The sequence below is a fragment of the Pseudomonas sp. TE21435 genome (genome assembly GCF_056279265.1).
The window spans coordinates 3,483,162-3,509,665 of record NZ_JBWBQZ010000001.1; the positions used below are offsets into that span (position 1 = coordinate 3,483,162).

The 26,504-nt window shown below is 62.9% G+C and carries 23 protein-coding genes, 2 tRNA genes and 1 pseudogene; 7 read left to right on the top strand and 19 right to left on the bottom strand.

The genetic code is table 11. The features are described 5' to 3' along the window. Window positions 1-1,206 (top strand): nicotinate phosphoribosyltransferase, encoded by a 1,206-nt coding sequence (gene pncB / locus ACZ9C1_RS15725; RefSeq protein ID WP_046854012.1) that lies wholly within the window; start codon window positions 1-3, stop codon window positions 1,204-1,206. 3 nt (window positions 1,207-1,209) lie between these two features. Then, window positions 1,210-2,037, top strand: coding sequence for an ammonia-dependent NAD(+) synthetase (gene nadE, locus ACZ9C1_RS15730; RefSeq protein ID WP_476254165.1), 828 nt, complete (start codon window positions 1,210-1,212; stop codon window positions 2,035-2,037). Window positions 2,038-2,151: 114 nt separating this feature from the next. Here nadE and azu read toward each other — a convergent pair whose 3' ends face one another. Next, on the bottom strand, window positions 2,152-2,598 hold the full coding sequence (azu, locus tag ACZ9C1_RS15735; RefSeq protein ID WP_102683950.1) for an azurin: 447 nt from the start codon (window positions 2,596-2,598) through the stop codon (window positions 2,152-2,154). A 346-nt stretch (window positions 2,599-2,944) separates the two neighbouring features. Between azu and ACZ9C1_RS15740 the strand changes: the two genes are divergently transcribed. After that, window positions 2,945-3,532, top strand: a complete 588-nt coding sequence (locus tag ACZ9C1_RS15740) for an LOG family protein (protein WP_476254166.1) — start codon at window positions 2,945-2,947, stop codon at window positions 3,530-3,532. Between the two features lie 136 nt (window positions 3,533-3,668). Here ACZ9C1_RS15740 and ACZ9C1_RS15745 read toward each other — a convergent pair whose 3' ends face one another. From ACZ9C1_RS15745 to ACZ9C1_RS15785, 9 genes are all read right to left on the bottom strand, one after another. Continuing rightward, entirely contained in the window at window positions 3,669-5,972 is a 2,304-nt protein-coding gene (locus ACZ9C1_RS15745; protein WP_110701825.1) for a YgiQ family radical SAM protein, read from the bottom strand. A 165-nt stretch (window positions 5,973-6,137) separates the two neighbouring features. Continuing rightward, window positions 6,138-7,535 carry a replicative DNA helicase gene (gene dnaB / locus ACZ9C1_RS15750; RefSeq protein WP_102683944.1) on the bottom strand — a complete coding sequence of 466 codons (1,398 nt, stop codon included), beginning with the start codon at window positions 7,533-7,535 and terminating at the stop codon, window positions 6,138-6,140. 112 nt (window positions 7,536-7,647) lie between these two features. Continuing rightward, complete coding sequence (rplI, locus tag ACZ9C1_RS15755; RefSeq protein WP_046854006.1) at window positions 7,648-8,094, bottom strand: 50S ribosomal protein L9; 447 nt, start codon at window positions 8,092-8,094, stop codon at window positions 7,648-7,650. 20 nt (window positions 8,095-8,114) lie between these two features. After that, the gene (locus ACZ9C1_RS15760; RefSeq protein ID WP_046854005.1) at window positions 8,115-8,981 is read right to left on the bottom strand and encodes a hypothetical protein; all 867 of its coding nucleotides are present in this window, start codon (window positions 8,979-8,981) and stop codon (window positions 8,115-8,117) included. A 34-nt stretch (window positions 8,982-9,015) separates the two neighbouring features. Beyond that, entirely contained in the window at window positions 9,016-9,246 is a 231-nt protein-coding gene (rpsR, locus tag ACZ9C1_RS15765; protein ID WP_003249563.1) for a 30S ribosomal protein S18, read from the bottom strand. Window positions 9,247-9,274: 28 nt separating this feature from the next. Then, window positions 9,275-9,700 carry a 30S ribosomal protein S6 gene (gene rpsF, locus ACZ9C1_RS15770; RefSeq protein WP_023629370.1) on the bottom strand — a complete coding sequence of 142 codons (426 nt, stop codon included), beginning with the start codon at window positions 9,698-9,700 and terminating at the stop codon, window positions 9,275-9,277. A gap of 255 nt (window positions 9,701-9,955) precedes the next feature. Next, window positions 9,956-10,702, bottom strand: coding sequence for a 23S rRNA (guanosine(2251)-2'-O)-methyltransferase RlmB (gene rlmB, locus ACZ9C1_RS15775; RefSeq protein WP_102683943.1), 747 nt, complete (start codon window positions 10,700-10,702; stop codon window positions 9,956-9,958). Beyond that, a complete protein-coding gene (gene rnr, locus ACZ9C1_RS15780) occupies window positions 10,699-13,272 on the bottom strand; it encodes a ribonuclease R (protein ID WP_139673819.1) in 2,574 nt (857 codons plus the stop codon). The genes rlmB and rnr overlap by 4 nt, the downstream gene beginning before the upstream one ends. Continuing rightward, entirely contained in the window at window positions 13,272-13,445 is a 174-nt protein-coding gene (locus ACZ9C1_RS15785; RefSeq protein WP_158247513.1) for a hypothetical protein, read from the bottom strand. The genes rnr and ACZ9C1_RS15785 overlap by 1 nt, the downstream gene beginning before the upstream one ends. Window positions 13,446-13,543: 98 nt before the next feature. Between ACZ9C1_RS15785 and ACZ9C1_RS15790 the strand changes: the two genes are divergently transcribed. From ACZ9C1_RS15790 to ACZ9C1_RS15805, 4 genes are all read left to right on the top strand, one after another. After that, window positions 13,544-13,630, top strand: a tRNA-Leu gene (locus ACZ9C1_RS15790). A gap of 88 nt (window positions 13,631-13,718) precedes the next feature. Then, window positions 13,719-13,805 (top strand) — tRNA-Leu (locus ACZ9C1_RS15795). A 172-nt stretch (window positions 13,806-13,977) separates the two neighbouring features. Beyond that, entirely contained in the window at window positions 13,978-14,991 is a 1,014-nt protein-coding gene (locus ACZ9C1_RS15800) for an extracellular solute-binding protein (protein ID WP_023629373.1), read from the top strand. Continuing rightward, complete coding sequence (locus tag ACZ9C1_RS15805; RefSeq protein ID WP_457378394.1) at window positions 14,991-16,556, top strand: ABC transporter permease; 1,566 nt, start codon at window positions 14,991-14,993, stop codon at window positions 16,554-16,556. The genes ACZ9C1_RS15800 and ACZ9C1_RS15805 overlap by 1 nt, the downstream gene beginning before the upstream one ends. Window positions 16,557-16,700: 144 nt before the next feature. On the opposite strand, the gene ACZ9C1_RS15810 is transcribed toward ACZ9C1_RS15805, so the two are convergent. From ACZ9C1_RS15810 to miaA, 9 genes and pseudogenes are all read right to left on the bottom strand, one after another. Then, entirely contained in the window at window positions 16,701-17,585 is an 885-nt protein-coding gene (locus ACZ9C1_RS15810) for a methyl-accepting chemotaxis protein (RefSeq protein WP_371919835.1), read from the bottom strand. Window positions 17,586-17,606: 21 nt separating this feature from the next. Further along, window positions 17,607-18,299, bottom strand: a pseudogene (locus ACZ9C1_RS15815) (methyl-accepting chemotaxis protein); the annotation flags it as partial. Between the two features lie 578 nt (window positions 18,300-18,877). Next, window positions 18,878-20,170: an adenylosuccinate synthase gene (locus ACZ9C1_RS15820; RefSeq protein ID WP_028688256.1), complete on the bottom strand. Its 1,293-nt coding sequence runs from the start codon at window positions 20,168-20,170 to the stop codon at window positions 18,878-18,880. 55 nt (window positions 20,171-20,225) lie between these two features. Further along, a complete protein-coding gene (locus ACZ9C1_RS15825) occupies window positions 20,226-21,413 on the bottom strand; it encodes an ATP phosphoribosyltransferase regulatory subunit (protein WP_102683938.1) in 1,188 nt (395 codons plus the stop codon). A 293-nt stretch (window positions 21,414-21,706) separates the two neighbouring features. Next, the gene (gene hflC / locus ACZ9C1_RS15830) at window positions 21,707-22,576 is read right to left on the bottom strand and encodes a protease modulator HflC (protein WP_023629896.1); all 870 of its coding nucleotides are present in this window, start codon (window positions 22,574-22,576) and stop codon (window positions 21,707-21,709) included. Further along, a complete protein-coding gene (gene hflK, locus ACZ9C1_RS15835) occupies window positions 22,576-23,760 on the bottom strand; it encodes an FtsH protease activity modulator HflK (protein WP_102683937.1) in 1,185 nt (394 codons plus the stop codon). The genes hflC and hflK overlap by 1 nt, the downstream gene beginning before the upstream one ends. A 96-nt stretch (window positions 23,761-23,856) precedes the next feature. Then, the gene (gene hflX, locus ACZ9C1_RS15840; RefSeq protein WP_102683936.1) at window positions 23,857-25,158 is read right to left on the bottom strand and encodes a ribosome rescue GTPase HflX; all 1,302 of its coding nucleotides are present in this window, start codon (window positions 25,156-25,158) and stop codon (window positions 23,857-23,859) included. Between the two features lie 18 nt (window positions 25,159-25,176). Beyond that, window positions 25,177-25,437, bottom strand: a complete 261-nt coding sequence (gene hfq / locus ACZ9C1_RS15845; RefSeq protein ID WP_023629894.1) for an RNA chaperone Hfq — start codon at window positions 25,435-25,437, stop codon at window positions 25,177-25,179. A gap of 94 nt (window positions 25,438-25,531) precedes the next feature. Next, window positions 25,532-26,503, bottom strand: coding sequence for a tRNA (adenosine(37)-N6)-dimethylallyltransferase MiaA (gene miaA, locus ACZ9C1_RS15850; protein WP_102683935.1), 972 nt, complete (start codon window positions 26,501-26,503; stop codon window positions 25,532-25,534). Window position 26,504: the final 1 nt, after the last annotated feature.

The following is a 26,504-nucleotide window of genomic DNA, read 5'->3' on the forward strand; positions in this document are numbered from 1 at the left end:
ATGAGCGAGAGCGCATTCGCCGAGCGCATCGTGCACAACCTGCTCGACACCGACTTCTACAAGCTCACAATGATGCAGGGCGTCCTGCACAACTACCCGGACGCCGATGTCGAATGGGAGTTTCGCTGCCGCAACGGCGAGGACCTGCGCCCCTACCTGGGCGAGATCCGCAACCAACTCGAGCTGCTCAGCGAGCTCACCCTGGATGACGGCCAACTGGCCTTCCTCGAGCGCATCAGCTTCCTCAAGCCGGACTTCCTGCGCTTTCTGCGCCTGTTCCGCTTCAACCTGCGCTATGTGCGCATCGGCATCGAGAACGACCAACTGTTCCTGCGCCTGAAAGGCCCCTGGCTGCATGTGATCCTGTTCGAAGTGCCGCTGCTGGCCATCATCAGCGAAGTGCGCAACCGCCACCTGCACCCGCGCATGCGCCTGGCCGAAGCCCGCGACCAGCTATATCGCAAGTTCGACTGGCTGCGCGCCCACGCCAGCGACGACGAACTGGCCGAACTGCAGGTAGCCGACTTCGGCACACGCCGGCGCTTCTCCAGCCGTGTGCAGGAAGACGTGGTGCGGGTGCTGCGCGATGAGTTCCCGGGCCGCTTCGTCGGCACCAGCAACGTCGACCTGGCATGGAAGCTGGATATCAAGCCCCTGGGCACCATGGCCCACGAATGGATCATGGCCCACCAGCAGCTAGGCCCACGGCTGATCGACAGCCAGATCGCCGCCCTGGACTGCTGGGTGCGCGAGTACCGTGGGCTGCTCGGCATCGCCCTGACCGACTGCATCACCATGGATGCCTTCCTGAAGGATTTCGACCTGTACTTCGCCAAGCTGTTCGATGGCCTGCGCCACGATTCGGGCGAGCCGGTGGCCTGGGCGGAAAAGGCCATCGCCCATTATCAGAAGCTCGGTATCGACCCGATGACCAAGACCCTGGTGTTCTCCGATGGCCTGAACCTGACCCGCTCGCTGGAAATCTTCCGTGCCTTGCGCGGGCGCATCAACGTCAGCTTTGGCATCGGTACCAACCTGACGTGCGACATCCCCGGCGTGGCACCGATGAACATCGTGCTTAAAATGACCGACTGCAACGGCTCGCCGGTGGCGAAGATCTCCGACGAAGCCGCCAAGACGCAGTGCCGTGACGAAAACTTCGTCGCTTACATGCGCCACGTATTCAAAGTCCCCAGCAAGGAGTAACCCATGCAAGCCGTTCAGCAAGAGATTGCCCGGGCGCTCAAGGTGCAGCCGCCATTCGCCGATGCTGCCGCCCTTGAGCAGGAAGTGGCCCGGCGCGTGGCGTTCATCAAGGACTGCCTGGCCAATGCCCGGCTCAAGACCCTGGTGCTGGGCATCAGTGGCGGTGTCGACTCGCTGACCGCCGCCCTGCTCGCGCAGCGCGCCATCTGCGAGCTGCGCGACGAAACCGGCGACAAGGCATATACCTTCATCGCCGTGCGCCTGCCGTACCACGTGCAGCACGACGAGCACGACGCCCAGGCCTGCCTGGAGGTGATCAAGGCCGACGAGGTGCACACCATCGACATCGCGCCAGCCGTAAAGGCCTTGGCGGCGGAGGTCGAGGAACTGGAAAACGGCTCGCCGACCCTGGTCGACTTCGTCGTTGGCAACGTCAAGGCGCGCACGCGCATGGTCGCCCAATACACCGTCGCCGGTGCCCGTGCGGGCCTGGTGATCGGCACGGATCACGCGGCCGAAGCGGTGATGGGCTTCTTCACCAAGTTCGGTGACGGGGCCTGCGACCTGGCGCCGCTGAGCGGGCTGGTGAAAAACCAGGTGCGCTCCATTGCGCGCAGCTTTGGCGCGCCGGAATCGCTGGTGGAAAAAGTACCGACCGCGGACCTAGAAGACCTCGAACCGGGCAAGCCGGACGAAGCGTCCCACGGCGTGACCTACCAGCAGATCGACGCCTTCCTGCACGGTGAGCCGGTGAGCCAGGAGGCGTTCGACATCATCGTCGCCACCTACCGCAAGACCCAGCACAAGCGCGAGCTGCCGTTCGCCCCTTGATCCGGCTATGGAAACAACTGTGGGAGCGTGCCTGCCCTGCGATGACGTTGGTGGTTTCACCTTCGCCATCGCGGGGCAAGCCCGCTCCCACAAGGGTACTGCGTCAGGCGTCGCTTACTTGACGACGACCTTGCCCTTCATCATCGAGATGTGGCCAGGGAAGGTGCAGAAGAAGCTGTAGTCGCCACCGGCTTCCAGCTTGGAAGTATCGAGCTTGAAGGTGTCTTTTTCGCCGGCACCGATCATCTTGGTGTGGCCGATGATCGCGGCGTTGTCGGCCTTGATGTAATCCTTGTCCAGGCCTTGCGACATGCCTTCGGTGGCGATGGCCTGCATGTCGGCGGTCTTGCTGATGACCAGGTTGTGGCCCATGACGTTCTTCGGCAGGCTGCCACCGTGGGTCAGTTCGATCTCGACGGTCTTGCAGCTCTTGTCGACGGTGAATTCCTTGGTGTTGAACGACATCTGGTCGGTCGAGTCGACAGTCACCTTGCAGTCGGCGGCAAAGACGGAGGCGCTGGCGAGGGTCAGCAGGGATACCGCTACAGCTTTCGCAAACATCATGAATCTCCTTGGCAGGGTTTTATCAATTGCGAGACTGCCTGAAAACCGGACGCTCGTACCTGATATGGGTCAAGAGGTGTCAAGTCGCCAGCCAGTAGATTTGTTCAATGGATTGTATACAACCAATCAAAGTGCACATCATGCCCTCTTAATGGACGATGAGACAACCTCTCAATTAGGAGCAATGTCATGACATTGAGCAGCATGATGCGCAGCCTGCTGGCAGCCTACGCCTGTGGCGCGGCCGGTTCGGCAGTCTGCGAATTCGCCCGTCCCGAATGATCCCCTTGGAACCGACAGGCATGCGCCTTACCCTGTGCGCGCATGTAAAGGGAGATAAGCAATGCCTGTACGTTCCGTTTGTGTCTTCTGTGGCGCCAGCATCGGTGCCAACCCTGCCTACCGTGAAGCCGCCGTCGCCCTCGGCCAGACCATCGCACGCCGTGGCCTGACGCTGGTGTACGGCGGCGGCGCGGTCGGCCTGATGGGCACCGTCGCCGATGCCGCCATGGCGGCGGGTGGCGAGGTTGTCGGCATCATTCCTGAAAGCCTGATGAACGCCGAAATCGGCCACAAGGGCCTGACCCGCCTGGAGGTGGTAGATGGCATGCATGCGCGCAAGGCGCGCATGGCCGAACTCAGCGACGCCTTCATCGCCCTGCCGGGTGGCCTGGGTACGCTGGAGGAGCTGTTCGAGGTGTGGACCTGGGGGCAACTAGGCTATCACGCCAAGCCGCTGGGGCTGCTGGATGTGAATGGGTTCTATGCGAAGCTCGGCGGGTTCCTCGACCATATTGTCGAGGAAGGCTTCGTGCGGCCACAGCACCGGGCAATGCTGTTGCTCGGGGAGCAGCCGGAGGCGCTGCTGGAGGGGATGGATCGATTCGAGTCGCCGGTGTTGCCGAAGTGGGTGGACAAGAAGCCTGATTAATCGAAAAGGGGCTGCGCTGCAGCCCATCGCCGGCAAGCCGGCTCCCACAGGTGCAGCACATGCCTTGCCCTAGTGGGAGCCGGCTTGTCGTGGCGACGAACCGCGGCGATGGGCCGCAACGCGGCCCCTTTTATGATCAGCGCGGGATGACAGGCTGGCGCGGCTTCTTGCCCTTGCCGCCACCACCCTTGGCCGCTTCCTTGCGCTCCTTGGCCGCCTGCTGGTTGCGGGCGAACGCCTCGGCCTTGGCTTTCTCGCGCTTGTCCCACGGCTTGCTGCCATCGCTGGCACGCGGCGGCAGGCCGGTGTGCTGGGTGAGGATCTTCTGGTCCTTGCCCACCTTGTGGCTGCCGGCCGGGGTCGAGTTCTTGCGCCGCGCACTCTGGTAAGTGTCGGTCGCCGGCTGGTGCAGCGGGATCAGCTGGTGCTTGCCTGGCCCGATCAGGTCGGCGCGGCCCATGCGCTGCAGCGCTTCGCGCAGCATCGGCCAGCCCTTCGGATCGTGATAACGCAGGAACGCCTTGTGCAAGCGGCGCTGCTCCTCGCTCTTGACGATCTCCACCCCTTCGCTCTTGTAGGTGACCTTGCGCAGCGGATTCTTGCCCGAGTGGTACATGGCCGTGGCCGAAGCCATCGGCGACGGATAGAACGCCTGCACCTGGTCGGCACGGAAGCCGTTGCCCTTGAGCCACAGGGCCAGGTTCATCATGTCTTCGTCGGTGGTGCCCGGGTGGGCAGCAATGAAGTACGGGATCAGGTACTGCTCCTTGCCCGCCTCTTTCGAGAACTTCTCGAACATGCGCTTGAAGCGGTCGTAGGTGCCGATGCCCGGCTTCATCATCTTGTCCAGCGGACCACGCTCGGTGTGCTCCGGGGCGATCTTCAGGTAACCGCCGACGTGGTGGGTGACCAGCTCGCGCACGTACTCCGGCGACTCAACCGCCAGGTCGTAGCGCAGGCCCGAGGCGATCAGGATCTTCTTGACCCCCGGCAGGGCACGAGCCTTGCGATACAGCTCGATCAGCGAGCTGTGGTCGGTGTTGAGGTTCTCGCAGATGCCCGGGAACACGCAAGAAGGCTTGCGGCAGTGCTTCTCGATGTCGTGGCTCTTGCAGGCGATGCGGTACATGTTGGCGGTCGGTCCGCCGAGGTCGGAGACCACGCCGGTGAAGCCCGGCACCTTGTCGCGCATCTCCTCGATCTCGTGCAGGATCGACTCGTGGGAGCGGTTCTGGATGATCCGGCCTTCGTGCTCGGTGATCGAGCAGAAGGTGCAGCCACCGAAGCAGCCACGCATGATGTTCACCGAGAAGCGGATCATCTCGTAGGCCGGGATGCGCTCCTTGCCATACGCCGGGTGCGGGATGCGCGCATAGGGCATGCCGAACACATAGTCCATCTCTTCGGTGGTCATGGGAATGGGTGGCGGGTTGAACCACACATCCACCTCGCCATGCTTCTGCACCAGGGCGCGGGCGTTGCCCGGGTTGGTCTCCAGGTGCAGCACGCGGTTGGCGTGGGCATAGAGCACCGGGTCGTTGCGCACCTTCTCGAACGACGGCAGGCGGATCACCGACTTCTCGCGGGTGACGCTCGGGCTGTCGAGGATCTGCACGACCTTGGCTTCGTTCGGGTCTTCCTGGTCGCCCTTGGCCTGCTCGATGGCACAGGCCTGGGTGTCCTGGGTGTTCACGTACGGGTTGATGATCTTGTCGACGCGGCCCGGGCGGTCGATACGGGTGGAGTCGATCTCGAACCAGCCCTGCGGGGTGTCGCGACGAATGAACGCGGTGCCGCGCACATCGGTGATGTGCTCGATGCTTTCACCCTGGGACAGGCGCTGGGCAACCTCGACGATCGCGCGTTCGGCGTTGCCGTACAGCAGGATGTCGGCGCTGGCGTCGACCAGGATCGAGTGGCGGACCTTGTCCTGCCAGTAGTCGTAATGGGCGATACGGCGCAGCGAGGCCTCGATGCCGCCTAGCACGATCGGCACATGCTTGTAGGCTTCCTTGCAGCGCTGGCTGTACACCAGGCTGGCTCGGTCCGGACGCTTGCCGGCCAGGCCGCCGGGGGTATAGGCGTCGTCGGAACGGATCTTCTTGTCCGCGGTGTAGCGGTTGATCATCGAGTCCATGTTGCCCGCCGCGACCCCGAAGAACAGGTTCGGCTCGCCGAGCTTCATGAAGTCGTCCTTCGACTGCCAGTTCGGCTGGGCGATGATGCCCACCCGGAAGCCCTGGGCCTCGAGCAGGCGGCCGATGATGGCCATGCCGAACGATGCGTGGTCGACGTAGGCGTCACCGGTCACGATGATGATGTCGCAGGAATCCCAGCCGAGCTGATCCATCTCCTCCCTGCTCATCGGCAGGAACGGCGCTGGCCCGAAGCATTCGGCCCAGTACTTGGGATAGTCGTAGAGTGGTTTGGCTGCTTGCATGTCAGTGACCGGTTCTAATGTGCAGGAAAATCGCGGGCGCGGAATATAGCACAAATTTTGACCAAATCCGACGGTGGTGGTCGGATTCATCTGTAGCTTCCACTGGCCCTATCGCCGGCAAGCCGGCTCCCACAGGAGCGCTGCTGCCGGGGATAGGCTCGGTGATTACTCGTCGTCGTCGAAGTTGTACATGCCCGGTGCGAGGTTCTCGAAGCGGGTGTACTTGCCGATGAACGCCAGGCGAATGAAGCCGATGGGGCCGTTACGCTGCTTGCCGATGATGATCTCGGCCACGCCCTTGTGCTCGGTCTCGGGGTGATACACCTCGTCACGGTAGACGAACATGATCACGTCGGCGTCCTGCTCGATCGCACCCGATTCACGAAGGTCGGAGTTGACCGGGCGCTTGTTGGGGCGCTGCTCGAGGGAGCGGTTGAGCTGTGACAGGGCGATTACCGGGCAGTTGAATTCCTTGGCCAGCGCCTTGAGCGAGCGGGAGATCTCGGAAATCTCGTTGGTCCGGTTGTCACCTGCCGAACCCGGGATCTGCATCAGCTGCAGGTAGTCGACCATGATCATGGCGATCTCGCCGTGCTCGCGGGCCAGGCGGCGGGTGCGCGCACGCATTTCCGATGGGCTGATGCCGGCGGTATCGTCGATGAACAGCTTGCGGTCGTTCAGCAGGTTGACCGCCGAGGTCAGCCGCGGCCAGTCGTCGTCGTCCAGCTGACCGGAACGCACCTTGGTCTGGTCGATGCGCCCCAGGGACGACAGCATACGCATGATCAGCGATTCACCGGGCATCTCGAGGGAGAACACCAGCACCACCTTGTCGCTGCGCAACACGGCGTTTTCCACCAGGTTCATGGCGAAGGTGGTCTTGCCCATCGACGGACGGCCCGCGACGATGATCAGGTCGGCCGCCTGCAGGCCGCTGGTCTTCTCGTCGAGGTCGGTATAACCGGTGGAAACCCCGGTAATGTCGCTGTCGGAGTTGAACAGCGTATCGATACGGTCGATCGCCTTGGTCAACAGCTCGTTGACCCCCACCGGCCCACCGGTCTTCGGCCGCGCCTCGGCAATCTGGAAGATCTGCCGTTCAGCGTCGTCGAGGATCTCTTCGGCGTTACGCCCCTGGGGGTTGAAGGCGTTGTCGGCGATATCGGTACTGATGCTGATCAGCTGTCGCAGCGTGGCCCGCTCGCGGATGATCGCGGCATAGGCCTTGATGTTGGCTACCGACGGGGTGTTCTTGGCCAGCTCGGCCAGATACGCCAGGCCGCCGACCTGGGTGGACACGCCTTCCTTGTCCAGTTGCTCGTGCAGGGTGACCACGTCGAACGGCTGGTTCGCATCCACCAACTTGTGGATGGCGCGGAAGATCAGGCGATGGTCATGCCGATAGAAATCGCCGTCCGACACCTGATCCAGCACCCGTTCCCAAGCGTTGTTGTCCAGCATGAGGCCACCGAGCACGGCCTGTTCGGCCTCGATGGAATGCGGCGGCACCTTCAGGGCAGCGGTTTGCAGGTCGAGTTGTTCGGGGGTGGTGATCTCGTTCATGGCCACGAAAGAATTCTGGAAGATGAAAAAGACAAAGGGCACGGCCTGCGCAAAACAGGACCGTGCCCGATGTTAACCGCCTGGCCCGCGAGGGACCAGCCGATTACGCAGCTTAGGCAGCTACGACGACCACACGTACGGTGGCTTCAACGTCGCTGTGCAGGTGCACGGCTACGTCGTATTCGCCAACCTGACGGATGGTGCCGTTCGGCAGACGAACTTCAGCCTTGGCCACTTCAACGCCGGAGGCGGTCAGGGCGTCAGCGATGTCGTGGGTGCCGATCGAACCGAACAGCTTGCCTTCGTCGCCAGCGGTGGCAGTGATGGTCACTTCCAGCTCGGCCAGTTGGGCAGCGCGGCTTTCAGCCGAAGCTTTTTTCTCTGCGGCGGCTTTTTCCAGCTCGGCGCGGCGTTCTTCGAACGCGGCCAGGTTGGCGGCGTTGGCAACGGTGGCCTTGCCGAATGGCAGCAGGAAGTTACGGCCGTAACCAGCCTTAACGTTTACTTTGTCGCCCAGGTTGCCCAGGTTGGCGACTTTTTCCAGCAGGATCAGTTCCATTTGGTAAAACCTCTTAACTTTTAACCTTCACCGTTCGCGGAGTCGTCACCCTGTGAAGGGGACTTGCGACCGCGAAAATCAATCAGGCTGTCGACAATGGCCAGAACCACGAGCAACGGATACATCAGCTGCATGAGCAGCGGCAACGTCACGTACATCCCCACCAGCCAGAAACCGGCCAGTCGCCCTTGTGCCACCAGCCCGTGAATCAGGGCGATGCCAGCGAGCAGCAGCACCAGGCTGGACGCACTGGCCAGGACGATGAACTGAGACCCGATGAACGGGCCCAACACCATCAATGACACCAGCACCAGCATGGGTACCAGCGGCAGCCTCAGTTCGCGAAACTCGCGCCCGAAACCACCGGGGTTGTACAACGCAGCCTGCCAATAGCGCGCCAGCATCAAGGCCAGCAGGCTGAACAGCTGCAGCATTACCGCACTGGAAGCGACCAGCAAAGGGCCGATCAGCTCACCAGGTAGTACTGGTTGGCCCTCGAACTGCGGCAGGGCTTTTTCAAGCGCCTTGGCCAGCACCTCGAAGGTTTCGCGCATCACCGCATCCAGGATCAGGCTGTACAGCAAGCCTAATGCGACACTGGACAGCAGTACCCGGGTCCAGGAATGCCCGGCGCGCAACGAGGCGGCCAGACCCAGCGTTCCCAAAAGCACCAGCAAGGTGCTCGGTTCGCCGAAGAACCCCATGATCAACGCTGGCAAAAGGCCCCAGGCGATGACCGATGAAGCGTCCTTGAACCCGCGCCGCAGGAGCACAAGGCTCCCGGCAGCGGCACTCAACCAGAACAGCAGCGGCAGTACCGCGCTGATGACCACCACGAGGGTGGCCTGCACACGACCGCGCATGATGAAACTTGCCAACGCTCGCATGCTTATCCCTTGCTACTTAGTCGACGACCCGGTCTCAGCGGCCGTGGCTGTCGGTGTAGGGCAGCAGGGCCAGGAAGCGGGCGCGCTTGATAGCGGTGGCCAGCTGACGCTGATAACGAGCTTTGGTACCGGTGATGCGGCTTGGAACGATCTTGCCGGTTTCGGATACGTAAGCTTTCAGGGTGTTGAGATCTTTGAAGTCGATCTCTTTCACGTCTTCAGCAGTGAAGCGGCAGAATTTACGACGACGGAAGAAACGTGCCATGTAATAGGCTCCTCAAAAGGTCCGTGGATTACTCGTCAGCGTTATCGCTGTTGTCGCTGTCATTGCTGTCGTCGCCTTCGGCGCCATCAGCATGCTCAGGACGTTCACGACGCTCACGGCGCTCGCTGCGGTTCTCTTCTGCCTTGAGCATCTCGGACGGGCCGGTGACGGCTTCGTCGCGACGGATGACCAGGTTACGGATCACGGCATCGTTGTAGCGGAAGTTGTCTTCCAGCTCGGCCAGGGCCTTGCCGGAGCACTCAACGTTCAGCATCACGTAGTGAGCCTTGTGAACATTGTTGATTGCGTAGGCCAGTTGACGACGGCCCCAGTCTTCCAGGCGGTGGATCTTGCCACCATCTTCTTCGATCAGCTTGGTGTAACGCTCAACCATGCCGCCGACTTGCTCGCTCTGGTCCGGGTGAACCAGGAAGATGATTTCGTAATGACGCATGAATGCTCCTTACGGGTTAGTAGTCTGCCAGCAACCTGGTCAGACAAGGAGTGAATGACACTGTATGTCTTGCCCTAGAGAGAAGGCACATGCGCGCCTGCCAGCTCGGCAAGGGGCGCAATTGTAGAGAAGCCGGGAAGGACAAGCAAGGAGGTTGGCGAATATTTGAACAGCCGGAAACATATTCGCCCAATAGGCCGCAAGCCTGAGAAACAACGCGGGAGCGGCGGTGCGCCGCTCCCGCACACGATCAGATCAGCGCTTGACCTGACGCTGCCTCACGGCCTCGAACAGGCACACCCCGGTGGCCACCGAAACGTTCAGGCTGCTGACGCTGCCGCCCATCGGCAACTTCACCAGGAAATCACAGTGTTCACGGGTCAGGCGGCGCATGCCCTTGCCTTCGGCCCCCATGATCATCACCAGCGGACCGGTCAGGTCCTGCTGGTAGATTTCCTGCTCGGCCTCGCCAGCGGTACCGACCACCCACAGTCCGCGCTGCTGGAGTTTCTCCAGGGTACGCGCCAGGTTGGTCACGGCCACCAGCGGCATCACCTCGGCGGCGCCGCAGGCCACCTTGCGCACCACGCCGGTCAGGGTCGCGGACTTGTCCTTGGGGATCACCACGGCAGTCGCCCCGGCCGCATCGGCGGTGCGCAGGCAGGCGCCGAGGTTGTGCGGATCGGTAACGCCATCGAGCACCAGAATCAGTGGCGGCGTCTCGGTGCGCTCGAGCAGCTCGTCGAGCATCGCCTCGCCCCATACCTGGCTCGGGCTCACGTCGGCGACCACCCCCTGATGCACACCTTCGACCCAGGCGTCGAGCTCACGGCGCTCGGCCTGGCCGACCTGGACGCGGTTCTGCGCAGCCAGCTCCAGCAGGGCCTGGATGCGTGGCTCACTGCGCCCTTCGGACAGCCAGATCTGCTTTACCCGCTTGGGGTGGTGTTGCAGCAGCGCCTGCACGGCATGCACGCCGTAGATCTTTTCCAGCTGACTCATGACTTGTTCTTGCCCTTGCGTGGCGCGCCGGACTTGGGCGGCCCCTTGCGATGCTTGGTCGGCTTGCCGGACGACTTGCCACCTTTTTCCGACTTGCCGCCGGCATGGCCGCTGGCACGCGCCTCGCCCATCAGCGCCTTCTTCATTTCACGGCTCTTGCGCACCTCGGCATTGCGCTGCACGGCGTCTTTCGGGAAGTACGCCTCGGAAGCCTCGCTCTTGCGGCTGCGCGGCTTGGGCGAAATCTTCGCTTCGGCGGCAGGCGCCTGCTCGGCCACCGGCTGCGCGGCAGCGCGTGGCTTGCGGCCGACCGGCGCGGTGACGGTCTTCTCCGACATTTCGAAGTCGATCTTGCGCTGCTCGAGGTCGACACGCATGACCTTCACCTCGACCGTGTCGCCCAGGCGGAAGCTGCGGCCGCTGCGCTCACCGGACAGGCGGTGATGCACCGGATCGAAGTGGTAGTAGTCACCCGGCAAGGCGCTGACATGCACCAAGCCTTCGACATAGATGTCGGTCAGCTCGATGAACAGGCCAAAGCCGGTCACCGCAGTGATCACACCTGGGAAGGTCTCGCCGACGCGATCACGCATGTACTCGCACTTGAGCCAGTTGACCACGTCGCGGGTAGCCTCGTCGGCGCGGCGCTCGGTCATCGAGCACTGCTCGCCCATCTGCTCGAGGCTGTTCTCGTCGTACGGGTAGATGCGCGCCTTGGGAATGCTCATGGCACCGGCACGCTTGACGTGCGGGGTGTCGACCTTGGAGCGGATCACGCTGCGGATGGCGCGGTGCACCAGCAGGTCCGGGTAACGCCGGATCGGCGAGGTGAAGTGGGTGTAGGCCTCGTAGTTCAGACCGAAGTGACCGTTGTTCTCGACGCTGTACACCGCCTGGCTCAGCGAGCGCAGCATGACAGTCTGGATCAGGTGGAAGTCCGGGCGCCCGGCGATGCTCGCCAGCAGCGCCTGGTAGTCCTTCGGCGAAGGATCCTTGCCTTTGTGCAGGCTCAGGCCCAGCTCACCGAGGAATGCGCGCAACTTCTCCAGGCGCTCGGGCGGCGGGCCGTCGTGCACGCGGTACAGCGCAGGCACATTGTGCTTCTGCAGAAACTCGGCCGTCGCGACGTTGGCCGCCAGCATGCACTCTTCGATCAGCTTGTGGGCGTCGTTGCGCACGGTCGGACGAATTTCGTCGATCTTGCGGTCATCGCCAAAGATGATCCGGGTTTCCTGGGTTTCGAAGTCAATCGCGCCGCGGGTGTGACGGGCCGCCAGCAGCACCTTGTACAGGGCGTACAGGCTCTTCAGGTCCGGCAGCACCGCGCTGTACTCCTCGCGCAGGGCCTTGCCTTCGCGGGTGCGGGAATGCTCGAGCATGCTGCTGACCTTGTTGTAGGTCAGGCGCGCATGGGAGTGGATCACACCCTCGTAGAACTGGTAGTCGACCATCTGGCCGGCCTTGTTGATGGTCATTTCGCAGACCATGGCCAGGCGATCGACGTGCGGGTTCAGCGAGCACAGGCCGTTGGACAGCTCTTCGGGCAGCATCGGCACGACGCGCTCGGGGAAGTACACCGAGTTACCCCGTTGCTGCGCTTCGGTATCCAGGGCCGAACCCAGGCGCACGTAGCTGGAAACGTCAGCGATCGCCACGTACAGGCGCCAGCCGCCGGAGAACATGCGCAGCTTGCCGAGCGGCTCGCAATACACCGCATCGTCGAAGTCGCGGGCGTCTTCGCCGTCGATGGTGACGAAAGGCAGATGGCGCAGGTCGATGCGCTTCTCTTTATCTTTCTCCTCGACTTCGGAGCGGAACTTGCGCGCTTCCTTGATCACCTCCTGCGGCCAGACATGCGGGATGTCATAGCTGCGCAGGGCGATGTCGATCTCCATGCCCGGCGCCATGTAGTTGCCGATCACCTCGACCACATCACCCTGCGGCTGGAAGCGCGGGGTTGGCCAGTGGGTGATCTTGATCGACACGAACTGGCCGATCTTGGCGCCGCCGTTGCGCCCGGCGGTGACCAGCACTTCCTGCTGGATCTTCGGGTTGTCGGGGGTCACATAGCCGATGCCGCCCTCTTCGAAGTAACGGCCGACCACGCTTTCGTGGGCGCGGGAGATGACTTCCACCAGCACACCTTCGCGGCGGCCACGGCGGTCCACGCCGGAAACACGGGCCAGGCCGCGGTCGCCGTCGAACACCAGGCGCATCTGCGACGGGCTGAGGAACAGGTCTTCGCTGCCATCGTCGGGAATCAGGAAGCCGAAACCGTCGCGGTGGCCGGACACGCGGCCACAGATAAGGTCAAGCTTGTCCACCGGGGCATAGGTGCCGCGCCGGGTATAGATAAGCTGACCGTCGCGCTCCATGGCACGCAGGCGGCGGCGCAGGGCTTCGATCTGGTCTTCTTCGTAAAGACCGAACTCTTCGGCCAGCTGTTCGCGGGCAGCCGGCTCGCCACGGTCGGCGAGGCGCTGCAGGATCAGCTCACGGCTGGGGATAGGGTTGTCGTATTTTTCCGCTTCGCGAGCGGCCTCGGGATCGAGGGATTGCCAATCGGCCATCAGAAGGGGTTCACCTTGGGGTATATAGATATGAATTCTGGCATAGGCGTATTGAAACCGGAAATGTCAGCCTTGGACAGCCCCGGCGTGGTATCCGCCGAACGGAAATAGGCGCGTGGAATCAACGGGTTGAATTTTTTGAATTTTTTTTCGATCAGGGGCTTTACAGCCATCAGGAGCGTCCGTATAGTGCGCACCACAACGACGGACAACCCCGAAGTTGTAGTAGAGATGAACGACGCTGTAAAGCATCTTTTAATCTCGAATGTGTGCCCAGGTGGCGGAATTGGTAGACGCGCTGGTTTCAGGTATCAGTGACTTAACGGTCGTGGAAGTTCGAGTCTTCTCCTGGGCACCAAAAATTTTCAAGTAACAGATGACCAAGGATCTGTTACTACTGTGTGAAAGCAGACGAAAGTCGCCTTCAGCAGACGATGCAAAGCTTTGCCCAGGTGGCGGAATTGGTAGACGCGCTGGTTTCAGGTATCAGTGACTTAACGGTCGTGGAAGTTCGAGTCTTCTCCTGGGCACCATACAAAAACCCACTAGCTTGCTAGTGGGTTTTTTCTTGCCTGCGATTTCATGTCGCCGGGCAGCCCCCCCCTCCTTCGTCTACCCATGAATTTCCCGTCATGCGCCCATTTGAGAAACAATTTCGTTTACCATTGTTTCCAAATATGTAGCCGTAAGCGAGGAAGCACCCGCATGACGATCCGCCCGCAACCGCTGATGCGCACCCTGGCCGCCGCAGTCCTGAGCCTGGTGATCGGCGCTCCGGCCGCCCTGGCAGACGAACCAGTCACGTTGACAATGTACAACGGCCAGCACAAGGAAATCGGTGAAGCCATCGCCAAGGCCTACGAGGCCAAGACTGGCATCCATATCAATATCCGCAAGGGCAGCAGCAACCAGCTGGCCAGCCAGATCATCGAGGAAGGCGAACGCTCGCCGGCCGACATCATCTATACCGAAGAGTCGCCACCGCTGAACAACCTGGGCGAACTGGGCCTGCTGGCGAAGATCGACGACGCCACCCTGAACATGCTGCCCAAGGAGTACGTGGGCGCCAACGGCACCTGGATGGGCGTCACCGCGCGCACCCGCGTGGTGGTCTACAACCCGAAGAAGATCGATGAGAAGGACCTGCCGACCACGGTGATGGATTTCGCCGGCCCCGAATGGGACGGCCGTGTCGGCTACGTGCCCACCAGCGGCGCCTTCCAGGAACAGGCGGTGGCCATCCTCAAGATGCACGGACGCGAAGCCACCGAAGAATGGCTGACCGGCCTGAAAGCCTTCGGCAAGACCTACACCAACAACATGGTCGCACTGAAGGCCGTGGAAAAAGGCGAAGTCGCCGCGGTACTGGTGAACAACTACTACTGGTACGCCCTGGAGCGCGAGCGCGGCAAGCTCGATTCCAAGCTGTACTACCTGGCCGACGGCGACGCGGGCAACCTGGTGACCATCTCCGGTGCCGCCGCGGTCAAGGCCAGCAAGCACCCGAAAGAAGCACAGGCCCTGCTCAACTGGATGGCCAGCGAAGAAGGCCAGCGCGTGATCACCCAGACCACCGCCGAATACCCGCTGCATAAAGGCATGGTTTCCGACCGTGGCCTGAAGCCGTTCGATGAGCTGCGCCCGCCGAAGATCTCGCCGGCCGACCTTGGCAATGCCGAGGAAGCCATCGAACTGGAACGTGAGGTTGGCCTGCTCTGATGACTGCCGCCCTGCCCTCACCCGCCTTGGCGCGCTTTGTCCCCAAGCGCAAGCGCCCGTCCACCTGGGTGGTGCTGCCCGTGCTGTTCCTGGTGGCCATGAGCCTGCTGCCATTGCTGTACGTCGGGCTCAAGGCCTGGGATGCCGGCTGGCATGAAGCCCTGCGCCTGCTATGGCGTCCGTTCGTGTGGGGCTTGCTGCGCAACACCCTGCTGCTGATGGTCGGCGTCACCGCGCTGTGCCTGGTGGTGGGCGTGGCCCTGGCCTGGCTGCTGGAGCGCAGCGACCTGCCGGGCCGACGCCTGTGGGGCGTGGTGCTGTGCCTGCCATTCGCCGTGCCATCGTTCGTCAGCAGCTTCACCTGGGTGTCGCTGAGCTCGGACTTCGAAGGACTGGGCGGGGCGATCCTGGTGATGGCGCTGTCGAAGTACCCACTGGTGTTCCTGCCGGTGGCCGCCACCCTGCGCAACCTGGATACCGCGCTGGAGGAGTCGGCGCGCACTCTGGGCTGCAGCCGCTGGGGCGTGTTCCGCAAAATCACCCTGCCGTTGCTGTGGCCGTCGATGCTCGGCGGCGGGCTGCTGATTGCCCTGCACATGCTGGTGGAGTTCGGCGCCCTGTCGATCCTTGGCCTGCAGACCTTCACCACAGCGATCTACCAGCAGTTCGAGCTGGAGTTCAGCAACGCCAACGCGGCGATGCTCTCAGCGGTGCTGCTGGTGCTGTGCCTGGCAATGCTATGGCTGGAACTGCGGGTACGCGGCAAGGCGCGCCATGTGCGCATTGGCCAGGGCGTGGCACGCCGCGCTCAACCCTTGCGGCTGCGCGGCTGGATGCCTCTGAGCCAGCTGTTCTGCCTGGCACTGGCGGTGCTGGGCAGCGGCATTCCGCTAGCCATGCTCGGCTACTGGCTGAGCGTGGGCTCATCGGCGGCCTTCCCGGTCGCGGCCATCGGCAAGGCCCTGGGCACCTCGCTGTCGGTGTCATTGGGTGGCGCCGGCTTCTGCGTGCTGCTGGCCCTGCCAATCAGCTTTCTGGTGGTGCGCTACAAGGGGCGTCTGGCGATCTGGGCCGAGCGTTTGCCGTACCTGCTGCACGCCCTGCCCGGGCTGGTGATCGCGCTGACCCTGGTGTTCTTCGCCCTGCATTACGTGCCGGCGCTGTACCAGACCACCGCGCTGCTGATCCTGGCCTACGCCTTGCTGTTCCTGCCGCTGGCACAGTCGCCGGTACGCACCGCACTGAACAAGGCCTCGCCAACTCTGGAAGAGGCGGCGCGTACCTTGGGCGCCACCAGCTTCGCAGCCTTCTGCCGGGTTACCTTGCCGATCATCTTCCCGGCAATGGCAGCGGCTTTCGCCCTGGTGTTCCTGGATGCGATGAAGGAGTTGACCGCCACCCTGCTGCTCAGCCCGACCGGGATGACCACATTGGCCACCGAGGTATGGGCGCATACCGCCAACGTCGAGTTCGCGGCGGCGGCGCCTTATGCGGCGTTGCTGATCGTGGTGTCGGGGTTGCCGGTGTATCTGCTGACTACCAGGATGTACCTGAACAAGGCGTGACAGCCTCCCCTTGGGGGCGCGTTGCGTCCCTTTTGCCGCGGTTCGTCGCCACGACAAGCCGACTCCCACCCCTACCGCGTCGCTCTCAAGCCCGCACTGTAATTGTGGGAGCCGGCTTGCCGGCGATGAAGCCCCCACCTTTCCTCAGGCCCTGAACTGCCCCAGGCTGGCCCGCAACTGCGCCGCCAAGTCATCCAGTACCTTGCTGCTGGCCGTGGTCTGCATCACCACCTCGGCCGAACGCTCGGCCTGGGCATGGATGGTTTCGACTCGCCCACGCACGGCCTGCGCGCCGCTGGCCTGCTGCTCGGCCGCTCGCGTGGCCAGGCCGATCGCCGCATGCACCTGCTCGACCGCAGTCTGCACCGATTGCTGGCGCCGCTCATTGTCGCGCAACACCAGCAAGCCTTCACTGGCCTGGCGCCCGGCCTGGCTGATGGTCGCCACCGCCTCCTTGGCGCCTTGCTGCAGCGCAGCGATATGCGACTGGATATCCCCGGTCGAGCTCTGCGTCTTGCTCGCCAAGGCACGCACCTCATCGGCCACCACGGCGAAACCGCGCCCGGTCTCTCCGGCCCGCGCAGCTTCGATAGCAGCGTTAAGCGCCAACAGGTTGGTCTGCTCGGCAATGCCATGGATCACCGTCAGCACCACCTCGATCTGCTCGCTCTGCTTGGCCAGCCGCTCGATCACCTGGGAGCCGGTCTGCACTTCGCCGGCCAGGTTCTCGATCAACCTCGCCAATTGCGTCGAGGCACGACTGTTCTCGTCGGTCGCCTGGCGAATATCCACCACCTGCTGCAATGCCGCCTGCATGGCATGGCTCTCGGCCTGGGCCTCGTCAGCCATGCTCGACAGGTCGCGCAGGCTGGCAGCCACTTCGTCGCGCTGCAACGCGGCGGCGGCATCGGCCCCGGCGTTGCGCTGGGCCATGCTGTCGATCTCCACGCCGGTACGCTGCGCCACTTCGCCGGCCTCGCGGACGATCGGCTGCAGCTTGTCGACGAAGCGGTTGACCGCCGAGGCCATGTCGCCGATCTCGTCACGGCTGTCGAGCTTGACGCGCTTGGTCAGGTCGCCTTCGCCGGCGGCCAGGTCGTTCAACGCGGCGATCAGCAGGCCGAGCTTGCTGAGGACGCGACGCCCGAGCACCACGGCCACCACCAGCAGCACACCCAGACCGACCAGCACCAGACCCAGGCCGATGCGCCAGCGCAGCTCGGCGGCGGCATCACGCACGGTCTGCGCGGTATTGGCCTGCATCGCCGTGGCGCTGTGCTGGGCTGTCTCCAGGCGCGCACGCAAGGCCTTGCCACTGTCGGCGGCGGCGGCCACCAGGCTTTCCCCGACCAGTTGCTCGCCACTGGCGATCAAGGCCGCGAAGCGCTGATCCAGGGCCTTGAGCTCCTGGTCGATGCCCGCGGTGGACACGCCCATCAGCACCTTGCCGATCTCTGCGCCATTGGGGTTGATCGACGCTTCTACGAAGTACACCGACGGATCCTTGCGCGCGGCATCCAGCACCTTGTCCAGCGCCCGTTCACCCTGGCCCTTTTCCATCAATGCCTGGTTGATCGGGTTCTGCCGGTTAAGGTAGCGAGTCAGGTGCTGGCCCTGGGCATCATCGTAGATCACGAACAGCACATTGGGATTGCGCTGAGCACGGCGAGCGAAGTCCGAGAGCATCGGCACGTCGTTGTCCCAGATCGCCCGGGGCGCGACCGAGGCCAACAGATCGGCCATTTCATGAGCCGAGTCCCTGAGATTTTCCTCCAGCGTTGCGCGCAGCTGCTGCTGCTCATCCTGCAGGCGGCTGGACAGGCCCGCACTCAAACGCTGGCGCGTACTGACGGAAAGCCTGTCGAGCCCAGCCCGGACATCCTCCCCGGCCTGCTCCAGTTCGGCAGCCAGTTTCTGGCTGTCATTGCCCAGGCGCGCCCCCAAATCGGCCTCCAGGGCGGTGACCGTGCTCCGCGTCAGTGCAACGGCAACCAGCACCTGCACCAGAAGAGCGATACCAAGCGCAACAAACACAGGCCGCAAGAGGCGGCTTCGTAACAGTGAAAGGATGGCAGACACGTTGTAACCCTCGTGTTTCTGGCGCCATTACTTTGATGGCATCTACAGAAACTTCTTACAGCAAGGGTTGTGCCTGAGACAGCAGGTATAAATGCCAAAGGTATGAGGTAATTATCCATGGCAGCGAAATTGCCCACGCCGATGCCATGCGCGGGGCAAGTCCGCCGCTACTTCGTACCCCATATGAAAACGCCGCGCCTCCTTGCGGGGGCGCGGCGTTCAGTCAGCTAGCGAGTAGCTGATCAGGCGAACGGATGACGCAGCACGATCGTTTCGTTGCGGTCCGGGCCAGTCGAGATGATATCGATCGGCGCGCCGACCAGTTCCTCGATGCGCTTGATGTAGTTGCGCGCGGCCTGCGGCAGCTCTTCCAGGGTTTTAACGCCCAGGGTCGACTCGCTCCAGCCTGGCATCTCTTCGTACACCGGCTCCAGGCCGATGTAGCTGTCGGCATCGGAAGGCGCGTCGATGACGGCACCGTTCTCGTTCTTGTAGCCAACGCAGATGTTGATGGTTTCCAGGCCGTCCAGCACATCCAGCTTGGTCAGGCAGATGCCCGAGATGCTGTTGACGTCGATGGCGCGACGCAGGATCACGGCATCGAACCAGCCGCAACGACGGGCACGGCCGGTGGTGGAGCCGAACTCGTGGCCACGCTTGGCCAGGGTGGCGCCGGTCTCGTCGAACAGCTCGGTCGGGAACGGACCGGAACCGACGCGGGTGGTGTAGGCCTTGGTGATGCCCAGGATGTAGTCCAGGTACATCGGGCCAACGCCGGAACCGGTGGAGATGCCGCCGGCGGTGGTGTTGGAGCTGGTGACGTACGGGTAGGTACCGTGGTCGATGTCCAGCAGCGAGCCCTGGGCGCCTTCGAACATGATGTCCTTGCCGGCGCGGCGCAGGTTATGCAGTTCGGCGGTGACGTCGAGCATCATCGGCTTGAGCTGCTCGGCATAGGCCATGCACTCGTCCAGTGTCTGCTGGAAGTCGATGGCCGGCTCTTTGTAGTAGTTCACCAGCTGGAAGTTGTGGTAGTCCAGCAGCTCACCGAGCTTGGCGGCGAAGCGCTCGCGGTGGAACAGGTCGCCGACGCGCAGCCCGCGACGGGCCACCTTGTCTTCGTAGGCCGGGCCGATACCACGACCGGTGGTGCCGATCTTGGCTTCGCCGCGGGCTTTTTCACGGGCCTGGTCGAGGGCCACGTGGTACGACAGGATCAGCGGAGCAGCCGGGGAAATGCGCAGGCGCTCGCGCACCGGTACGCCCTTCTCTTCCAGCTTGGTGATTTCACGCATCAGGGCATCCGGGGCAACGACCACGCCGTTGCCGATCAGGCATTGCACGCCTTCACGCAGGATGCCGGACGGAATCAGGTGCAGAACAGTCTTCTCACCGTTGATCACCAGGGTGTGGCCCGCGTTGTGGCCACCTTGGTAGCGCACGACGGCGGCAGCATGTTCGGTCAGCAGATCGACGATCTTGCCTTTGCCCTCATCACCCCACTGGGTGCCCAGGACGACGACATTCTTACCCATTACATTTGTCCTCATTCACGCAAACTTGGTGCCGGCCCATTGCCGGCGAAGAATCTCAATGGGTCAGCGGCAGAACCTGCCAGCGCCCGTCTTGCTGAATCAATTGCCGATCACAATCCGCCTCGAGGGCAGCACTCAGCGGCTGGCCAGGCAAAGCCTGGACCACTCGCTGGCCCTCGTTGCGCAACTGGCAGACCATCTGCCAGAGGGCCGCATCGCTGCTGTCGGGCATCCAGATGCCGCCAACAGGCAATACGACCTCCGCTCGCCCCAGTGTGACCAGGGTCTTCAAATCCGTGGAGAATCCGGTGGCCGGGCGTGCCCGGCCAAAATCGGCGCCGATGTCGTCATAGCGGCCGCCCTGGGCGATCGATTGACCTTCGCCAGGCACGAACACGGCGAACACCACGCCAGTGTGATAGTGGTAGCCGCGCAGTTCGCCGAGGTCGAAGTACAGTGGCAGGTCCGGGTAGCGCGAAGCCAGGCGGTCAGCGATCGCCAACAGGTCGTCCAGCGCCGCCAGCACGCTGGCCGGGGCACGGCCCAGGCGCACACGGGCCTCGGCCAGCACTTCACGGCCACCGCACAGTTCGCACAGGGCGCGCAGCATGTTGCCCAGGTCCTTCGGCAGGTCTGCGGTCAGCGCCTGCACTTCATCGACGGCCTTGCGCTGCAGGGCATCGAACAGTTGCTGCTCGACCGCGCCGGACAGGTTGGCGGCACGGGCCAGGCCGCGATAGATACCGACATGTCCAAGGTCCATGTGCACATCGGCGACATCGGTCAGCTGCAGTGTGGCGAGCATCAGGCTGATGACTTCGACATCGCTGGTAGGGCTGGCGTCGCCGTACAGCTCGGCGCCCAGCTGGATCGGGCTACGCGAGGTCGACAAGGCACGCGGCTGCGCATGCAGCACGCTGCCGGCATAGCACAGGCGGCTCGGGCCTTCACGGCGCAGGGTGTGGGCGTCGATGCGCGCCACCTGCGGCGTGAAGTCGGCACGGAAACCCATCAGGCGGCCGGACTGCGGGTCGACGACCTTGAAGGTACGCTGGTCCAGGTCCTGGCCGGCGCCGGTGAGCAGCGACTCCAGGTACTCGATATGCGGGGTGACGACCAGTTCGTAACCCCAACTCTGGAACAGGTCCAACACCTGACGACGCGCGATCTCGATGCGCGCCGCCTCAGGTGGCAGTACTTCCTCGATGCCATCTGGCAGTAGCCAGCGGTCTACCGTTGCCATTACGCCATTTCCCCTCTGGTCCGGGCGGCCAGCCAGCTGGCGAGCCGTGAGTAAAGCAGGCATTGACGCACAACAGCGGGCAGCACCGATCCCAGCGCAACCACCGTAGCCAATACCCTCGAATTGCCTTGCGACCTGACCAAACCGTCAACTGGCCGTTTGCCAATCAACCTTGCAGACGCAAAAAAGCCGGGAATTTCCCGGCTGACTCATCATACACCCCTTTTCATTCAGGATGCACCCCGCCAGGCATTTTAGCTGCCCGGCGGGGCGAATCCCTCATGAGAGCACGATCAGGGCTTGCTCTTGTCCAGGAACCTGAAGAACTCGTTCTTCGAATCCAGGACCAGTACATCGCTCTTGCTGGAGAAGCTTTCGCGGTAGGCCTTGAGGCTACGGTAGAACGCGTAGAAATCGGCGTCCTGCGTGTAGGCCTTGGCATAGATGGCAGCCGCCTGGGCATCGCCATCACCACGGGTCTCTTCCGCTTCGCGGTACGCTTCGGCCAGCAGCACTCGGCGCTGACGATCGGCGTCGGCACGAATACCTTCGGCCAGCTCGTTACCCTTGGCGCGATGCTCGCGGGCTTCACGCTCGCGCTCGGTGCTCATGCGGTCGAACACGCTGCGGTTGACTTCCTTGGGCAGGTCGATGGCCTTGACGCGAACGTCGACCACTTCGATACCCAGCTCCTTGCTAGCCATGCGGTTCAGCGACGCGGTGATGTCTGCCATCAGCGCATCACGTTCACCGGAAACCACTTCGTGCAGGGTGCGCTTACCAAACTGGTCACGCAGGCCGCTCTCCAGACGACGCGACAGGCGCTCGTCGGCGATCTGCTTCATACCCGAGGTTGCGGTATAGAAGCGCTCGGCGTCCTTGACTCGCCATTTGGCGTAGGCATCGACCATCACCGCTTTCTTCTCCAGCGTCAGGAAACGCTGGGTCGGTGCGTCGAGGGTCATCAGGCGGGCGTCGAACTTGCGCACCTGGTTCACGTACGGCACCTTCACGTGCAGGCCAGGCTGGACATCGGCCTTGACCACGCGGCCGAACTGCAGCAATACCGCGCGTTCAGTCTGCGAAACGATGTAGAAGCAGTTCCAGGCGGCGATCGCCAGCACCACGGCGCCGATCAGGGCGAACAGTGACTTATTGCTCATCAGCGGCTCTCCCTGGAACGCAGCGGCGGTTGTGGTTGCAGGTCCTGCGCGGCACGCGCGGCGGCGTCATTGACCGACGGCGATACGCTGCTGGCCGGCGCTGCACTGTTGCCACGGCTGCCTTCGACCATCTTGTCCAACGGCAGGTAGAGCAGGTTGTTCTGCCCGTCCTTGGCCGTGACCAGAACCTTGCTGGAGTTGCTGTAGACCTCCTGCATGGTATCCAGGTACAGACGCTGGCGCGTGACCTCCGGTGCCTTGCGGTACTCGGCGACCAACTTGGTGAAGCGATCGGCCTCACCCTTGGCGCGGGCAATGACTTCATCACGGTAGCCGTTGGCGTCCTCGATGATGCGCTGCGCCTGGCCACGGGCCTCCGGTACCACACCATTGGCGTAGGACTCGGCCTGGTTGCGCGCACGCTGCTCGTCCTCACGGGCACGGATCACGTCGTCGAAGGCTTCCTGCACTTCACGCGGGGCTGCCGCGCTCTGTACGTTGACCTGGGTGACAGTGATACCGGTGCGGTAGGTGTCGAGGAAACGCTGCAGGCGCTCGCGGATATCCACCGCCATCTGCTCGCGGCCTTCGGTCAGCACCTGGTCCATCGAGGTGGAACCCACCACGTGGCGCAGGGCGCTTTCGGTCGCATGCTGCAGGCTGACTTCCGGCTGGTCGACGTTGAGCACGAAGTCCTGCAGGTTGCTGATGCGGTACTGCACGGTCAGTGGCACTTCGACGATGTTTTCGTCTTCGGTGAGCATCTGCCCCTGCTTGGTGTACGCCCGCTCGCGGGTCACGTTTTCCATGTACTTGCGGTCGATCGGCGGGAAATAGATATTCAGGCCGGGACCAACGGTCTCGTAGTACTTGCCGAAGCGCAGCACCACGGCCTGCTCCTGCTCGTCCACGACATAGACGGCGTTATACAGCCAGATTGCCGCCAGAGCCGCCAGGCCGATGCCCAGCAGGCCATAGCCGCCACCCTTGCCGATATTGCGGTCACCGCCGCCGCCACGTTTCTTGCCACTGCCGAACATGCCGTTCAGGCTGTCCTGCAGCTTGCGGAAGGCCTCGTCCAGATCCGGTGGACCTTTCTTGTCGCCACCACCGCCGCCACCATTACGGCGGCCGCCCCAGGGATCCTGATTGTTCGAGTTGCCACCCGGCTCGTTCCAAGCCATAGCGCTCTCCATCTGATAAAGCAAAGACGCGCCCACGGCGCGCCGTCCAATGCTACAGAATGCCTGTCACGGCTGCCCGGCGACCTCGACGGGCATTTATTGCAAAGTGTGTTGCTCGACAAACACTTGCGGCTCCATGCCTTCGCGGCTGACCAGGCGATTCAACTCGACCCTGGGCAGTCGCACGCTCAGCAGGCTGCGCCCTTCTTCATCATGCTCTTCACTCTGCACGGCACCCAGGGCAAAGAATTGCGCGCGCAGGCGGGCAAACCGTTGCTCCAGGCACAGGGTCCCGACATACAGGTCGTCCCCCAGCAACTCGGCAATCGCCTGGCCAACCAGCTCCAGGCCTCGTCCATCACGTGCCGATACCCAGACTCGCTGCGGCTTGCCATCGGCATCGCGCTGGATCTGCGGCTCGACATCTTCGAGCAGGTCGAGTTTGTTATAGACCTCGAGGATCGGCAAGCTCTCGGCACCGATCTCGCCCAGCACCGCCAGTACCTGTTCAATCTGCTCCATGCGCTCGGGCTCATGGGCATCGATCACGTGCAGCAGCAGGTCAGAGTTGCTCGACTCTTCGAGCGTAGCCCGAAATGCCTCGACCAGCTTGTGCGGCAGGTGGCGGATGAAACCTACGGTGTCGGCCAGCACGATCGGCCCCAGGTCGGCCAGCTCGAGCCGGCGCAAGGTCGGGTCGAGGGTGGCGAACAACTGGTCCGCGGCATACACATCGGATTCGGTCAGCGCATTGAAGAGGGTCGACTTGCCGGCGTTGGTATAGCCCACCAGCGACACCGACGGGATGTCCGCGCGCTTGCGCCCACGGCGGGCCTGTTCGCGCTGGCTGCGCACCTTCTCCAGGCGTGCCTTGATCTGGCGCAGGCGCACCCGCAGCAGGCGGCGGTCGGTTTCGAGCTGGGTTTCACCCGGGCCACGCAGGCCGATACCGCCCTTCTGCCGCTCAAGGTGGGTCCAACCGCGTACCAGCCGCGTGCTCATGTGCTCGAGCTGGGCCAGTTCGACCTGCAGCTTGCCTTCGTGAGTACGCGCCCGCTGGGCGAAAATGTCGAGAATCAGCCCGGTACGGTCCAGCACGCGACACTCGAAGACGCGCTCGAGGTTACGTTCCTGGCTGGGCGTGAGGGTGTGATTGAAAATCACAAGGTCGGCTTCGGCCGAATGGACCAGGTCGCGCAACTCCTCGACCTTGCCGCTGCCGATCAGAAACTTGGCGGTGGGCTGATGCCGCGCCACTGTTACCAGCGAAACGATATCGGCTCCGGCCGACAGCGCCAGCTCCTGAAACTCCTGCGGATCTTCGCGCGCCTCAGGGTTCTGACCTTCCAAGTGAACGAGCAGCGCTCGCTCACCACCACCGTGGCGCTCAAAGAACAATGCAGGCTCCTACTTTTTTCAAGCGTTACCTGGCTCGCTGTCGCCGTGCTCACCATCGGTCGGGCTTGGCAGACGAACCGGGCGTGCGGGGACGACGGTCGAAATGGCGTGCTTGTAGACCATCTGGCTGACGGTGTTTTTCAGCAGCACGACGAACTGGTCGAAGGATTCGATCTGGCCCTGCAGCTTGATCCCGTTGACCAGATAGATCGAAACCGGGACTTTTTCTTTTCTCAAGGTGTTCAAGTAAGGGTCTTGTAGCGAATGCCCTTTTGACATATGCCGCACTCCTGTAAGGATCAATAATAGAAAATCAAGAAAATCGATAAATTATGCCGCCCCTTCGCAAGAATAGACGGCAACTGGCAGGGACTCAGCTCAATATGGAGACGGTCCCCAGGTATTTCAAGGTGCGGGACAGATTGTCGCAGGCCAGGCTATCCAGCCAGTGGACGTCGGACCAGCCGCGCAACCAGGTGAATTGCCGCTTGGCCAGCTGACGCGTGGCAATGATACCGCGTTCACGCATCTCATTCTCAGTCAGCTTGCCGTCGAGGTAGTCCCAGACCTGCCGATATCCCACTGCCCTTATAGACGGCAGCTCCGCATGCAAGTCACTTCTGGCCCGCAGCGTTCGGACCTCGTCGACAAAGCCCTGTTCCAGCATCTGTGAAAATCGTAACGCAATTCGCTGATGCAAAATGTGACGATCTGTAGGCGCTATCGCCAGGCTGGCGACAGTATAGGGCAAATGCTCGCCCGCGCCTGCGTCTGCGCCGCTACTTTCCGCGTATTGACGCTGACGGTGGGCGGTCATGCTCTCGCCACTCACTTTGTACACTTCAAGCGCACGGATCAGCCGCTGCGGGTCATTCGGATGAATGCGCGCCGCCGACTCCGGATCGACTTCGGCCAGTTGGCGGTGCAATTCGGCCAAACCGAGCGCCTGCGCCTGTGCCTCCAGCTCGGCACGCACCATGGCATCGGCTGGCGGCATGTCCGCCAGGCCATCGACCAGTGCCTTGTAATAGAGCATGGTGCCGCCAACCAGCAGTGGGATCTTGCCGCGCGCGGTGATCTCGGCCATGGCTTGGAGAGCATCGGTGCAGAAACGCTTGGCCGAGTAGCTTTCGGCGGGGTCAAGAATGTCGATCAGGCGGTGCGGATGCGCGGCCAACACTTCCTTGGAGGGCTTTGCGGTACCGATGTCCATGCCGCGATAGACCAGCGCCGAGTCGACACTGATCAGCTCGCAGGGCAGCTTGCTGGTCAGCTCGATCGCCAGGTCGGTCTTGCCGGCCGCGGTCGGGCCCATGAGGAAAATCGCCGGAGGTCTGGCACTCATT